The following is a 12,892-nucleotide window of genomic DNA, read 5'->3' as shown; positions in this document are numbered from 1 at the left end:
CTACTCGACGAGTCGCGCCACCTGCGCCTCGAGGACCGCCCGGTCGGCTCGCGCCTGCTTCCCGAGCCGCGAGCACAGCAGCCGGCCCTTGTACCGGCGCAGCAGACCGAGCGCCATCGCGCCCTCCCGCACCTCCGCCACGGGCCACGTGAGGTCCTCCCGGTTGCCGGCGCCGATCCACTCCGTCTCCAGGCCCCACGCGTCGAAGGCGGCGCGGACGTCGACGGGCTTGAGGTACCCGGCCGCGGTCAGCGGCAGCCCCGTGTCCCCCACCCGGTCGAGCAGCCACTGGTAGCGCTCGAGGCGCACCGCGCGTCGGGTGCCCGACGACAGCCGCAGGGAGGCGTCGATGGCGCGGGTCGTGTCGTCGGCGTCGAACTCATCGGGGTCGAACGGTCGGCCGTCGTACTCGCGCTCCACCACGATGTCGTCGAACCCCGGGGGTCCGCCGCAGTCCTCCGGCGGAGGTGCACCCGCACCGTCGAGGCACCGCACCCGTCGCGTGCCGTCCGCCGGGCCGTCGAGCACCTGCTCGAGGCGGAGCTCGACCTCCCAGCCGTCGCCGTAGTCGTAGGCGTAGTGGCAGGACTCGCCCCGCTCGCCGAGCAGCTCGTCGAGCCGCACGTCGCGGGCGTCGATGCCGACCGCCTCGCCCTCGTCGACCAAGAACGGGCAGAGGTACACCTCGGCGGTCTCGTCGAACGGCTCGCCGATCGCGAAGCGGTGCAGGTGGTAGCCGTGCCAGCCGAATGCGCCCTGGAGGACGTGGTGGACCTCGTCGAGCGCGAGGTCCGACGGCAGCTCGAGCCCACGCCACACCGGCTGCGTCACCTCGGCGAGCTCCGCGCGGACCCGGTAACGCACCGGCGTCTCCCGACGCGGGTGCCGCGGCCGGTTCGCGACCGCCCGCAACGCCTCGTGCAGGCGCCCTCCCGTGCGGTCGCGGCGAGGTCGGCGAGGTCCGCCTGGTCGAGACGCTGCAGCCACTGCCGGGCCAGCCGGCGGCGCTCGTCCTGGTCCGGGGTATGGGTCACGGCGGCCACGGTACGAGCACGGTCGGACGCACCGCCGTGGGCCGACGGCACGGGCGCCTCCCAGGGTGGTCGTCGACCCGAAACCCTTCCCCGACCCGCGGCGACGGTGCACACTGAGCCGACCCGCGCCGCGGGGCCGAGGGGGTTCCATGGCAGCGGTTCCGCGTCGTCCTCTGCTGCGCGGAACGCGGGCCCGCCGCGCGGTCGGAGCGCTGCTCGTCGCGCTCCTCGTCGGCGTCACCCTGACGGCGTCCACGCCGGCGACCGACGCCGTCGCGGCGACCGGGCACCGAGCGGTGCACGTCGCCGGCGGCGGTGTGGGGGACGACGGACCCGGTACGGACGCCCTCACCCGCCCCGGCTCGAGCACGGTCGTGCGCCTGCCCCGCGGCGAGATCGGGTGGTACGACTTCGCCTCGCACCAGATCCGCGTCCGCACCCCCGACGGCACGGTCTCCGACGTCTTCGGCAACGGCCGGCGCGGCGACAGCGACCTGCTGAGTGGTTTCGCAGGCGTGCACGCCCGGGACGCGGCGCTCCCCTCCCCCGCCGCCATGTGGGCGACTCCCGACGGGGCCCTCTGGCTCGATGTCACCAGCCGGATGGTGAGGATCGACCCGGTCACCCACCTGATGTCCGTCCACTACGTACCACAGGTGAACGGCGGCACCCAGCCGCTGCTCGTCCGGCGCGACGGTTCGCTCGTCGTCCACCTCAACGACGCGAGCGCTCCCCGCGTCGCGCTCCTGGAGCCGGGGTGGACGCCGACAAGCCCGTTCACCACTCTCGTCGCACGGCAGGGCGGCCACTTCGCGGAGGCGCCCGACGGCACGCTCTACGAGGCGTACGGCGCCGGCGTCTACCGGCACCGTCCCGGCAGCAGCCCGGTCCTCGTGGCCGGCACAACCGGCGCCTGGCCGGCGGGCGAGGACCGCCCGGACGGCCCGGCGCTCGGCGCCTCCATGCAGCCGCTCGGCATCGACGTCGACGCCACCGGCCGGATCGCGCTGCTCGACCTCAGCCCCCGGGACGTGCTGCGCGTGCGCGTGGTCTCCGGACCGGCAGGCGGCGCGACGCTCCGGACGGTCTCGCCGACCTGGCGGGGCGGTGACCGGACCGGCTGCTCGAACCGGCCCCGGCCGCTCTGGGAGAGCGGTCGGGTGCTCGTGGCGTGCCAGTGGTCAATCCGTGCCTTCCGTCCCGACGGGTCCGACGCCGGCAGTCCGGGCGCGGTCGTCGTCGGACGCGGGGAGGACGCCACGACGCAGCAGGGGTCCCCGACCGGCACGGAGGCGCACCGCGCCTACCTGCCGGGCAGCGCGCACGACCTCCAGCTCGCGATGTACGGCGAGGTGGGCATCGTCAGCACGGTCGACGCGCGCATCGTCCACCGCGACAACATCACCAGCACGCGACGCGTCGTCGTCACCGCGACCGCCGCGGATGCCGCCGGCGGCCTGGGGTGGCCGTCGACCGTCTGGTGGCGGGCGTCGTTCGCCGTGCCCGGCGACGTGGTCGGGCTCGTGTGTCGGGACCACGAGACGTGCGTCGTGCGCCGACGAGACTCCACCGGGACCTGGTCGACGGTGCCGTGGCCGGACGCCGCCACACGCCCGGCCGCGCGGGTCTGGGAGTACGACAGGGCGACGAAGCGCGTGTACTTCACCATCGGCGACGGGCCCCTCGAGGTGCTCGACCTCGCGACGTCGACGTTCTCGACCGTCGCGGGCCTGTCGAGCGTGCCGGAGCGCGTCGCGCCGCTGCGCGACGGCCGTCTGCTCCTCGCGGTGCCCGGGGCTACCACCGCGACGCTGTTCGACCCGACGAGCGGGCAGGAGTCCCCGACACAGCTGCCCGTGGGGCTCGACTGGGCACCGCAGCAGCTCCTCACCCACCCGGCCGACTGGGTGTGGGTGAGCACCGGCGACACGCTGCGGCTGTACACCCTCCAGGGACAGTTCTCCGAGATCGACCCCGCGGTGGGCCGGGCCGCGCGGCGCGTCGAGGGGACGGTCGACCCCTTCCCGGGCGCGATCTACGCCGACCCGAGCGGTGAGGTCCTATCGCTTAGCAACCTGCTGCACGACGTCACCGTCCACCGGTACACGCTCCGGGCCGAACGGCCGGCCGCCCCGCCCGCCGTGCGCGTCGTGCCGGGTGACGGGCGTGTGACGGTCTCGTGGAATGCACCCGACGCGCGCGGCTCCGAGATCAGCGGCTACGTCGTCCGCGACCGGGACGGGCGCCGCACGACCGAGGTGCCGGCCACCCAGCGCAGCATCGTGCTGCAGGCTCCGAACGACGTGGCGGCCCACTACACCGTTACCGCGCTCAGCGACCGCGGACGTGGCGACCCCTCGCTGCGCAGTGCCTGGGCGGTGCCCCGGGACACCGTCCCACCCGGCCCCGTCACCTTCGGCACCACCGGCTACGCCGTGGGCTCCGTGACGTTGCGCTGGACGCTGCCCGCCGACCCGGATCTCGCGGGAGTCATCGTGACCCGGCGGACGGGCCTGTCGAGACCGGGCTGCACGGAGGCGCCCGGCACGACTGTCGTGTACCGCGGCACCGGCACCTCGACGAGGCAGCGGGTGAAGCCGGGAGCGTCGTACTCGTTCACGGTGTGCACGCGCGACCGCCTCGGCAACACCAGCTCCGGACAGCTGGTCCAGTTCCGCGGCACGCGCAGTAGCGTGTCCACGAGCGTGGACGGCGCAGCGGTCACGGCCATCACGTACGGGACCTCGCAGACCGTCGTCCACACCGCGCGCCTGCAGCTGGGCGACGGCAGCCCCGTCAACGGCGTCGCGGTGTCCCTCCAGTCGCGGGCCAAGGGCTCCTCGGGAACGTGGTCGACGGTGGCCACCGCCACGACGGTGAGCGGGCAGGCGCGCCTCGTCCACCGACCCTCAGCCGGCACGGAATACCGGGTCCTGTTCCCGGGCGGCGCGGGTCGGCACGGCTCCGTGTCCGCGGCGCGCGTGCTCGACGTGCGGGCAGCCGTGACCGCGACGGCGAGCGCGACGTCGGCGCCGCGCGGCAGCACCGTCACGATCGGCGGCAGGGTGGCGCCCGACCACGCCGGGCGCACCGTGCGCCTGCAGACGAGGACGAGCAGCGGGTGGTCGACGGTGGCGGAGCAGAAGCTGTCGAGCGCGAGCGCGTACCGGTTCACGGTGAGCCGCTCGCGGTCGTCGTCCGCGACGACGCTGACGTACCGGGTGGTGGCTGTCCCGAAGCCGGGGTACGTGACCGGCACGAGCGCCTCGCGGACGGTGCGCTGGACCTGACCTCGACGCCGCAAACGGTAGGATTCGGAATCCGCTAACGGTAGTCTTCACTGTCCGCTGACGGTACTGTCGACGCCGTGCCCTACCTCCGCAGGACCGTCGACGACGAGCTCGACGACCTGCTCCCGGGGCTGGCGGCCATCGCCTTGGACGGCGCGAAGGGCGCGGGGAAGACGGAGACCGCAGAGCGGCGCGCCGCATCACAGTTCCGGCTCGACTCGCTCGCACGCCGGCGGATCCTCGAGGCCGACCCAGCCGCCGTCCTCCGTGCGGAACCGCCCGTCCTCATCGACGAGTGGCAGCTCGTCCCGGAGGTCTGGGACGTCGTGCGCCGCCAGGTGGACCGGGACCCCACCCCCGGTCAGTTCCTTCTCACGGGCAGCGCTAGCCCACGGCCGGGCGCGACCGCGCACTCCGGTGCCGGTCGGATCGTGCGGCTCCGCATCCGGCCGATGACGCTGACCGAGCGACTGGTGGAGACGCCGTCGGTCAGCCTCCGCAGGCTCCTCGCCGGCGGTCAGCCGGCCCTCGAGGGCGAGACCGGGGTCGCGCTGCCGACGTACGTCGACGAGATCCTCCGTTCCGGCTTCCCGGGCATCCGCGACCTGCCGCCGCGAGCGCGGCGGGCGCAGCTCGACGGCTACGTGCGGGGCGTCGTCGACCGGGACGTGCCCGAGAACGGTCTCCTCGTCCGCAAGCCGGACGTCCTGCTCGGCTGGCTGCGGGCCTACGCCGCCGCCACCTCGACGACGAGCAGCTACAACCGGATCCTCGACGCCGCCACGCCCGGCGAGAGCGACAAACCCGCCAAGACGACCGGCATGTCGTATCGCGACGCCCTCACCACCCTGTGGCTGCTCGACCCGGTCCCCGGGTGGTCCCCGACCCGCAGTCCGCCGGCGCGGCTGCAGCAGGCACCCAAGCACCACCTCGCCGACCCGGCGCTGGCGGCACGGCTGCTCGGCGCCACCACGGACACGCTCCTCGCCGGGGAGGGTGACGTGCTGAGCCCACGCGACGGCACGCTGCTCGGCCACCTCTTCGAGTCGCTCGCGACCCTGTGCGTGCGGGTGGCGGCGCAGGCTGCGGAGGCGACGGTCGGGCACCTGCGGACCCGCGACGGCGACCACGAGGTCGACCTCGTGGTGGTCCGTGACGACGGCAAGGTCGTCGCGTGCGAGGTGAAGCTCGCCGCCGCGTTGAGCGACCGTGACGTGCGGCACCTGACCTGGCTCCGGAACCGGCTCGGCGAGGACCTCCTCGACGCGGTCGTCCTCACGACCGGACCGGCCGCCTACCGGCGCGCGGACGGCATCGGGGTCGTTCCGCTCGCTCTCGTGGGCCCGTAGGCGACGACGCACCTGCTCGGCTCAGCCCTGGCAGTCCACCCGCGGGTTCCACGCGGCGAAGACCCCGGACGGGTTCGGCTCGAACAGCCACACGTGCAGGTCGTAGTGGACCGGCATGTCCGGGCTGTGGCCGAGCATCGGCCCGTCGAAGGCCCGGCCGAGCAGGGACGGGCGGTCGTCGTCTGTCGCGAGGTCCTGGTCGGCGTCGACGGCGAACCACTCGGCGCCGAGGAGCCGGGCACCGCCGTCGGCGGTGGGCTCGTACAGCAGGACCGCGGGCGCGAGGGGGTCCGTGCTCCCGACGAGCGCGGGGTTGAGGTAGTGCACGCCCATGCCTCCCTCGGGCGACACCTCGCACGGGCTGACGGGGACGTAGCCGTCGGCGAGGGCGACCTCGACGTCGGTGTAGCGGGCGAGGTCGCGCCGCATCCGGGCGAGCTCGGCACCCGCGCCCGCACGGCTGTGCGCCGCGCTCGCAGCGGGCCGGGTGACGGGATCGTCGTGGTCGTGGCCGTCGTGGGCGAGCGCGGGTGCGCTCGCGGCCAGCACGAAGCCGGCGAGGGCGGCAGTGGCAGCGGCGGTGACGGTGGCGGTCACGGTGGGCAGGTGGCGACGCATGGTCTCTCCTCGGATAGGCGCCGGGACGTCCGGCAGGTGTGGTGTGTCCGCCGACAGCCTCGACTTCCCGACCGCGCGGGCGGTATCCCGACGACGAGGGGAACGGCAGCCGAGGGCACCTGGGATCGCCGGTCCCCATGACATCTGGGGGGTGCCCGCGGGCGAAGGCCCCGGCTGCGGCGGGACGCGTGGTTCCCTCGTCACCTTGAGCCGCGCCACCGACCGCGACGCGGAGCTCCTCCTGCTCGGCGGCCGGCTCCTTCCCCTCACGGCCGCGCTTCTCCTCGTCGAGGGAACGGCCGCCGAGCTGGCCGCCCAGTGGGCCGAGGTGCGCCAGTCCGCGATGGCGCCGCAGGGCTACGACATGACGTTCTAACCGGTCGACGCCCACGACACCGAGTGGGCGCTGCTCGCGCTGGAACCCTGGCAGGGCCCAGCGGCACCCGCTTCCTGTTCCTGCCGACGCGCGGCACGAGCCCCACGGGTCGACCGTGGACCCTCGTCCTCGACAACCGCTTCCGAGGCCTCGACCACAACTCACCGCTGGCGGTGTTCGCCTCGCGGGGGCGGACGTGCCTCGTCGTCATCGCCCAGCCCCACACCCACGTCTCCGCGACCGACACCGGCTACCACGGACACCGGCAGCTCACCCTCGCCGGGCCCGTCGAGGAGGATTGCCGGTTCGAGGGCCGCACGGTCGCGGTGCGCCGCACGGACTCCTCCCGGTGGGAGTTCCTCGACGCCGGACCGGTCCAGTCGTTCGAGCGACCCGAGACGTACCGAGAGCGCCGGGTCACCGACCGCCTCACCGTGCCGATGCTGCGCGACTACGCGGCTGCGCTCGGCGCCCGACCGTGGGAGGCGGACTTCTACGACCCCGGAGCCGGCACCGTCTTCGCCCGCTACACCCACACCCTTCCGTCGCAGTGGTTCGAGGTGTCGCTCGCCGACGCCCAGGAGGCTCGCGCCACGGGCCGACCGATCGAGGACTTCGCCCGGCCCCGCTGACCGGCAGGTGCCGGGCACTCGCGCTCGCCCTACGGTCGTCCGGTGCCCACGCCCGTCGTCGTCTTCACCCAGCAGGGCCTCGACGCCCTCTCCGCCACCGACGAGCTGGATCCCGTCCTCGTCGACGCCGCCGACCGCAGCACGTGGCCGGACTCCGCCCGCGCGGTCGTCGCCGCGGGTGAGTCGACCGACGGCGTCCTCGACGTCGTACGCGGCGTGCCGGGCGTGGAGGTCGTCCAGATCCTCGCCGCCGGGGTCGAGGCGTGGCTCGGGAAGCTGCCCGAGGGCGTGACGCTCGTCAACGGCCGCGGCGCCCACGGCGGCTCGACCGCGGAGTGGGCCGTCACCGTGCTGCTCGCGCTGCGCCGCGGCATCCCCGGCTTCGTCCGGCAGCAGGACCGGCACGAGTGGACCGAGGTCCGTTCCCCCGGCCTGCAGGGCGCGCACGTGCTGGTCGTCGGGGCCGGCGACCTCGGCGAGCAGACCCGCCGGCGGCTCGACGGCTTCGGCTGCACCATCACCCTCGTCGCCCGCACCGCCCGCGACGGGGTCCGGGGCGTCGACGAGCTGCCGGACCTGCTGCCGGACGCCGACGCGGTCGTCCTCGTCCTCCCGCTCACCGACGCGACGCGCGGCCTCGTCGACGCGGCGTTCCTCGCGCGCATGAAGGACGGCGCCGCCTCGTCAACGGCTCCCGGGGACCCGTCGTCGACACCGACGCGCTCCTCGCCGAGCTGCAGGCCGGGCGCCTCGTGGCCGGGCTCGACGTCACCGACCCCGAGCCCCTCCCCGCCGACCACCCGCTGTGGGACGCGCCCGGCCTGCTGCTCACCCCGCACGTCGGCGGGCACACCGACGGCTCGGGCGAGCGCGCGTGGGCGGTGGCCCGCGACCAGCTGCTCATGGTCGCGCGTGGAGAGCGGCCGACGAACACCGTCGGCGCGACGTACTGAGCGAACGCATCAGCGTCGGCGGACAACCAGATTGGTTGTCCTACGAGCCGCAGCCGCCTAACCTGGTCGTGTGACCGAGGTGGGAGTGCACGAGGCGAAGACACGGTTGTCGGAGCTCCTCCGTGAGGTCGAGGCCGGCGGTCACGTGGTCGTCACGCGCGGCGGCCGGGCAGTGGCACGGCTCGTGCCGGTGCGGGCACCCGAGCCCGAGAGCGACCGGTTCGGACTGCTGGCCGCCGAGTTCGACGACCCCGGCGACTGGAACGACGACGACCCGGAGCTGGCCGATCTCTTCGGGATCCCACGGTCGTGAGGCTGCTGCTCGACACGCACGCCTTCCTCTGGCTGGCGGCCGGGGACGAGCGCCTCGTCCCGAGCGCCCGGGCGCTCATCGACCGGGCCGACAGCCTGGTGCTGTCCGCCGCGTCGGTCTGGGAGGCCGAGATCAAGCGTGCCGCCGGACGCCTTGGCGCCCCGCCGCTCGCGGAGGCGGCGCGTCGTCTCGGCGTGGACGTGCTGCCTGTCACGGCCGAGCACGCGACCGCCGCCGCGCACCTGGCCCTGCACCACCGTGACCCGTTCGACCGGATGCTCGTGGCGCAGGCGCGACTGGAGGACCTCGTGCTCGTCACCAAGGACGATGCGCTCCGCCGCTACGGCGTCCCGACGGCCTGGTGACCCGGTGACGGCCGACGTCCCGGTCACGTACGACTCCTGCGCGCACATCGAGGGCCCGTTCTTCCACGGCACGCGGTACGAGGTCGCCGTCGGCGTCGACCTCGTCCCCGGCCGCGGGTCGAACTTCCAGGCCGGTCGCATCTCGAACCACGTCTACTTCGCGGCGGCGCTCGAGACCGCCGTGTGGGGCGCGGAGCTGTCGACCGCCCTCGCGGGCGACGAGCACCGCGGCTACGTCTACCTGGTCGAGCCGACGGGCCCGTTCGAGGACGACCCCAACGTCACGAACAAGAGGTTTCCCGGCAACCCGACCCGGTCGTACCGCACCCGGCACGCGCTCCGCGTCGTCGGCGAAGTGACCGACTGGCAGGGGCACGACCCGGAGGTGCTGCAGGGGATGCTCGACAGCCTCGCCCGGCTGCGAGCGGAGGGCCGCGACATCATCGAGGACTGAAGGCCGTCAGGCGCAGTTTCTTCCGTTGTGTCGGGTCGGCACGTACGGTCCTGCCACCGCACGACCTCGACGTCGACAACCCGAAGGACTGATGCATAAAGCGCACTGTCGTCGGAGCGCTCACGGCCACCGCCGTGCTCCTCGTCCCCAGCCTGCCCGCCGCGGCCATCGTCAACGGCGTGCCGGACGACGGCGAGCACCCGTACGTCGGGCAGCTCCTGTACTACGTGCCCGATGCCGTCGACTCCCGCTTCGACGACCCGGGCGGCTGGTTCACCTGCACCGGCACGCTCCTCGACGAGACGACGGTCCTCACGGCCGGGCACTGCGTGTACGGCATCGGGACCGACGGCGAGCCGACGACGCTGCCGGACGGCGCGCTCAGCAGCACCGGCGGCACCGACGTCTGGATCAACTTCCTCGAGGCGCCGGACTACTCGGCCCTGCCGCCCAGCAGCACCTTCGTGCCCGACGGCAACGACGAGCGCTACGACGCGTGGTCCGCCGTCCTCGACGCCGACCCCGACTGGCGGTCCGCCACCGCCTACCACCACCCCGAGTACGACGACGGGAACTTCGTCCTCCACGACCTCGGGGTCCTCGTGCTCGACGAGCCCGCGCCGGACTACGCGACCTCGGACGGCTTCGGTGTCCTGCCGGAGGTGGGCCTGCTCGACCGGCTCGCGCGGGTGAAGGGCCGGACGTACGAGCCGGTCGGCTACGGCCTGGAGGAGTCGGGACCGCTCACCGCGTCCGGCGGCGACACCCGCCGCAAGGCCACGCAGAAGCTCGTCAACCTCAACGGCGTCTTCGGCTACGGCAAGGGCACGTCGGCGAAGTTCTCCAACAACCAGGGCACGAACACGACCGGCGGCACGTGCTCCGGCGACTCCGGCGGCCCCGTCCTCGCCGGCGACACGAGCCACGTGATCGTCGCGGTGACGTCGTTCGGCATCAACCCGACCTGCACCGGCAGCGACGGCGCGTACCGCGTCGACCAGGCCGACGACCTGGCGTGGCTCGCGACGTTCGGGGTCACCGCCCCCTGACGCGCAGCTGCCCAGCCGGCTCGGCTTCCGGGCCGGCTGGGCAGCCGCCGCTGTTCAGCGCGTGGACGCCGCCCAGGCGCGGACCTGCTCGGCGAAGTCGTCAAAGTCCGCCAGGTGAGCCAGGTTCGCCACGACCCGGCTGTCGTCGACTTCTGCGTAGCCGTGGACGAGAACGTTGCGGAAGCCTGTAGCTCCCGCCAGGCGCTGGGCCAGGGAGCTGTCGAGAACCCCGTGTCGGGCGAGGAGGCCCACTGCCGCGGCCGAGTTGTCCGCCGGTCCCCACAGCTCCGAGGCGAGCAGGTGGTGCGACACGTCGAGGACGGCCTCGACAGCGGTGACGAAGCGGTACTTGGTACCCGACAGGCGCGCTTCGTCGCGCAGCAACTCGTCGGGATCCTCGGACGCGCGTGCGCGCAGGTGCGAGACCTGCTCACCGAGCCGCTGCAGCAAGCGCGCGAGTCGGACCTCGTCGACCATCAGCGGGCCCGACCGAAGACCGTGTCGGTGAGATCGCGGCGACGGTGCGCCTCGTCGAGGTATCGCTTGGACCGGTCCGCCTGCCACGCGACGCGTGCCGGTGGGTCGTCGTCGAGTAGCAGCACCCCGTACTGCGCCACCCGACCGGACAGCTCGAGACCCGCGTCATCGAGGACCAGGAGGTCCACGGCAGGCGGCATCGGCACCTCCCACGAGGCGACCGAGCGCCCGAACCAGGCGGCGACGTCGACGTCGGAATCGACACGGAAAGCGCCGGCGACCCGACTCCCGTGCAGGAAAGCGAAAACGGCACCCGAGTCACGGAGGTGGGCCCGGAGGTCGTCCAGCGACAACTCTTCCGGAAGCGGCACTGCCTCCGCGGCCATCATGAGCACGAGACTACGCACGCGGACGACCATCGGGCCGATCGACAGACGCGTCGAGAGCGAGAGTGGGCGGGCTACCGCCGCAGCAGCTGACCCCGTCGTCTCGCTGTACGCGGGACTCGTCTGGGACGCCTGCCGGGCCTACCTCGCACCCGGCGGGCTCCTGCTCGCCAACGCGAGCCACGGCGACGCGAGCGTGGCGGCGCTCGACCCTGACATCGAGCCGGTCGCTGCCATCCGGCGCAGCGGGCGCGGTATCGCGTACACACGGGACGCCTTCGCGTACGTGTTCCGTCTCGCCGCGGCACCCTCGGTCCCGTGACCGACGCCCTGCGTGAGATCTGGTCCGACGCCCTCACGGCCGCGGCACCGCCCGGCCTGGTCGTGGTCCTCGTCGTCGCCGGAGTCGCCCTCGCGCTCGCGCAGGTGCCCCTCGTTCGGCAGGCGGTGACGGTCGTCCACGAGGCCGGTCACGCGGTCGTCGCCGTGTGCGTCGGACGCCGGGTCAGCGGCATCCGGCTGCACGCCGACGCGTCCGGCGTCACGCTCTCGCGCGGTCGCCCGAGCGGACCGGGCATGGTCGCGACGCTGCTCGCGGGCTATCCCGCGCCGTCGGTCGTCGGCGTCGCGGGTGCCGCCGCCGTGGCCGCCGGGTACGCCGCGGGACTGCTGTGGGCGCTCGTGCTCGCCGCGACGGTGCTCGTGCTCGCCGTCGGCAACCTCTACGGGCTGCTCGTCCTCCTCGCACTCGGTGGGGCCGTCGCGGCCGCGAGCTGGTTCCTGCCGCCGACGGTCGTCGGCTGGGTGGCGCTGCTGCTCGTGTGGACGCTGCTGCTCACCGCCCCGCGGACGGTGCTCGAGCTGTTCGGCGGCTCCGCGCGCCGCGACCCCCGGTCGGACCCCGCGCAGCTCGCGAGCGTCACCGGCGTCCCGCGGTTGCTGTGGCTGCTGCTCCTCCTCGCGGTGACGGTCGGCGGCGCGGTGCTCGGTGCCGTCCTGCTGCTGCCGTGACGCTGCTGTCAGGACAGAGCGCGGAGGAACCCGCGGATGCGCTCGGTCGCGAGCTCGGCGGCCGTCGCGTCGTACGCCGGCGACGACGGGTCGAGGAACAGGTGCCCGCCGCCCGGGTAGAGGAACAGCTCGCCGGCCGACCCGGCCTCCTCGACGAGGGCCCGCGCGGCGGGCAGGTCCTCCTCGGCGAAGTACGGGTCGGCGTCCATGCCGTGCACCTGCACCGGCAGCCCGACGGGCCAGGCACCGAACTCGGAGGTCGGTACGGCCGCCTCGAGGAGCAGCGCCCCGCGGGCACCGGCCCGGGTCTGCGCGAGCTGCTGCGCGGGCATGACGCCGAGCGACACCCCGGCGTACACGAGGTCGTCCGGCAGGTCGTCGGCCGCCCGCACCCCCCGCTCCGTGAGCGCGCCGAACCCGGCCTCGGAGGCGAAGGCGACGCCCTCCTCCACGGTCGCGAACGTCCGGCCGTCGAACAGGTCGGGCGTCGTGACCTCGTGGCCGTCCGCGCGCAGCGTGTCGGCGAAGCCGAGCAGGCCGGGCGTCAGCCCGAGGGCGTGGTGGAACAGCAGCACGTGCGTCATG

At 74.0% G+C, this 12,892-nt stretch carries 15 protein-coding genes and 1 pseudogene; 11 read left to right on the top strand and 5 right to left on the bottom strand.

The window, feature by feature from the left end; all coding sequences use genetic code 11:
- A complete protein-coding gene (locus WAB14_RS01135; protein WP_340266552.1) occupies positions 1-864 on the bottom strand; it encodes a plasmid pRiA4b ORF-3 family protein in 864 nt (287 codons plus the stop codon).
- A 319-nt stretch (positions 865-1,183) separates the two neighbouring features.
- On the opposite strand from WAB14_RS01135, the gene WAB14_RS01130 reads away from it, so the two are divergent.
- Positions 1,184-4,324 (top strand): fibronectin type III domain-containing protein, encoded by a 3,141-nt coding sequence (locus WAB14_RS01130; protein WP_340266550.1) that lies wholly within the window; start codon positions 1,184-1,186, stop codon positions 4,322-4,324.
- Between the two features lie 77 nt (positions 4,325-4,401).
- A complete protein-coding gene (locus tag WAB14_RS01125) occupies positions 4,402-5,673 on the top strand; it encodes an ATP-binding protein (protein ID WP_340266548.1) in 1,272 nt (423 codons plus the stop codon).
- Between the two features lie 21 nt (positions 5,674-5,694).
- On the opposite strand, the gene WAB14_RS01120 is transcribed toward WAB14_RS01125, so the two are convergent.
- Positions 5,695-6,291 carry a hypothetical protein gene (locus tag WAB14_RS01120; protein ID WP_340266547.1) on the bottom strand — a complete coding sequence of 199 codons (597 nt, stop codon included), beginning with the start codon at positions 6,289-6,291 and terminating at the stop codon, positions 5,695-5,697.
- Between the two features lie 205 nt (positions 6,292-6,496).
- Here WAB14_RS01120 and WAB14_RS01115 point away from each other — a divergent pair, with 205 nt between their 5' ends.
- The 7 genes and pseudogenes from WAB14_RS01115 to WAB14_RS01085 all read left to right on the top strand — a co-directional run bounded on the left by WAB14_RS01115 (position 6,497) and on the right by WAB14_RS01085 (position 10,433).
- Positions 6,497-6,667 (top strand): hypothetical protein, encoded by a 171-nt coding sequence (locus tag WAB14_RS01115; protein WP_340266545.1) that lies wholly within the window; start codon positions 6,497-6,499, stop codon positions 6,665-6,667.
- 23 nt (positions 6,668-6,690) lie between these two features.
- Positions 6,691-7,299 (top strand): hypothetical protein, encoded by a 609-nt coding sequence (locus WAB14_RS01110; protein WP_340266544.1) that lies wholly within the window; start codon positions 6,691-6,693, stop codon positions 7,297-7,299.
- Positions 7,300-7,341: 42 nt separating this feature from the next.
- Positions 7,342-8,252, top strand: a pseudogene (locus WAB14_RS01105) (2-hydroxyacid dehydrogenase).
- Positions 8,253-8,322: 70 nt separating this feature from the next.
- Positions 8,323-8,565: a type II toxin-antitoxin system Phd/YefM family antitoxin gene (locus WAB14_RS01100; RefSeq protein WP_340266542.1), complete on the top strand. Its 243-nt coding sequence runs from the start codon at positions 8,323-8,325 to the stop codon at positions 8,563-8,565.
- Positions 8,562-8,930 carry a type II toxin-antitoxin system VapC family toxin gene (locus tag WAB14_RS01095; protein ID WP_340266540.1) on the top strand — a complete coding sequence of 123 codons (369 nt, stop codon included), beginning with the start codon at positions 8,562-8,564 and terminating at the stop codon, positions 8,928-8,930. The genes WAB14_RS01100 and WAB14_RS01095 overlap by 4 nt, the downstream gene beginning before the upstream one ends.
- Before the next feature lie 4 nt (positions 8,931-8,934).
- Positions 8,935-9,384 carry an NAD(+)--rifampin ADP-ribosyltransferase gene (gene arr / locus WAB14_RS01090; protein WP_340266539.1) on the top strand — a complete coding sequence of 150 codons (450 nt, stop codon included), beginning with the start codon at positions 8,935-8,937 and terminating at the stop codon, positions 9,382-9,384.
- 134 nt (positions 9,385-9,518) lie between these two features.
- Positions 9,519-10,433 (top strand): trypsin-like serine protease, encoded by a 915-nt coding sequence (locus WAB14_RS01085; RefSeq protein ID WP_340266538.1) that lies wholly within the window; start codon positions 9,519-9,521, stop codon positions 10,431-10,433.
- Positions 10,434-10,487: 54 nt separating this feature from the next.
- On the opposite strand, the gene hepT is transcribed toward WAB14_RS01085, so the two are convergent.
- Both hepT and WAB14_RS01075 read right to left on the bottom strand, forming a co-directional pair.
- Positions 10,488-10,910, bottom strand: a complete 423-nt coding sequence (gene hepT, locus WAB14_RS01080) for a type VII toxin-antitoxin system HepT family RNase toxin (protein WP_340266537.1) — start codon at positions 10,908-10,910, stop codon at positions 10,488-10,490.
- On the bottom strand, positions 10,910-11,299 hold the full coding sequence (locus WAB14_RS01075) for a nucleotidyltransferase domain-containing protein (protein WP_340266536.1): 390 nt from the start codon (positions 11,297-11,299) through the stop codon (positions 10,910-10,912). Before WAB14_RS01075 ends, hepT begins: the two co-directional genes overlap by 1 nt.
- On the opposite strand from WAB14_RS01075, the gene WAB14_RS01070 reads away from it, so the two are divergent.
- Both WAB14_RS01070 and WAB14_RS01065 read left to right on the top strand, forming a co-directional pair.
- Positions 11,298-11,618 carry a hypothetical protein gene (locus WAB14_RS01070; protein ID WP_340266535.1) on the top strand — a complete coding sequence of 107 codons (321 nt, stop codon included), beginning with the start codon at positions 11,298-11,300 and terminating at the stop codon, positions 11,616-11,618. The two genes, WAB14_RS01075 and WAB14_RS01070, sit on opposite strands and share 2 nt — an antisense overlap.
- Positions 11,615-12,307, top strand: coding sequence for a M50 family metallopeptidase (locus tag WAB14_RS01065; protein ID WP_340266534.1), 693 nt, complete (start codon positions 11,615-11,617; stop codon positions 12,305-12,307). The genes WAB14_RS01070 and WAB14_RS01065 overlap by 4 nt, the downstream gene beginning before the upstream one ends.
- Positions 12,308-12,315: 8 nt before the next feature.
- Here WAB14_RS01065 and WAB14_RS01060 read toward each other — a convergent pair whose 3' ends face one another.
- The gene (locus tag WAB14_RS01060; RefSeq protein ID WP_340266533.1) at positions 12,316-12,891 is read right to left on the bottom strand and encodes a dienelactone hydrolase family protein; all 576 of its coding nucleotides are present in this window, start codon (positions 12,889-12,891) and stop codon (positions 12,316-12,318) included.
- Position 12,892 lies beyond the last annotated feature (1 nt).

The sequence above is a fragment of the Aquipuribacter nitratireducens genome, from assembly GCF_037860835.1.
Classification (GTDB): Bacteria; Actinomycetota; Actinomycetes; order Actinomycetales; family JBBAYJ01; genus Aquipuribacter; species Aquipuribacter nitratireducens.
This window is presented reverse-complemented; position numbering and strand designations above follow the sequence as displayed.

Excerpts from the sequence above, each read along its gene's own strand:
- hepT (WP_340266537.1), bottom strand. The coding sequence starts at position 10,910 with ATGGTCGACGAGGTCCGACTCGCGCGCTTGCTGCAGCGGCTCGGTGAG.
- WAB14_RS01130 (WP_340266550.1), top strand. The coding sequence starts at position 1,184 with ATGGCAGCGGTTCCGCGTCGTCCTCTGCTGCGCGGAACGCGGGCCCGC.
- WAB14_RS01060 (WP_340266533.1), bottom strand. The coding sequence starts at position 12,891 with ATGACGCACGTGCTGCTGTTCCACCACGCCCTCGGGCTGACGCCCGGC.
- WAB14_RS01070 (WP_340266535.1), top strand. The coding sequence starts at position 11,298 with ATGAGCACGAGACTACGCACGCGGACGACCATCGGGCCGATCGACAGA.
- WAB14_RS01120 (WP_340266547.1), bottom strand. The coding sequence starts at position 6,291 with ATGCGTCGCCACCTGCCCACCGTGACCGCCACCGTCACCGCCGCTGCC.
- WAB14_RS01075 (WP_340266536.1), bottom strand. The coding sequence starts at position 11,299 with ATGATGGCCGCGGAGGCAGTGCCGCTTCCGGAAGAGTTGTCGCTGGAC.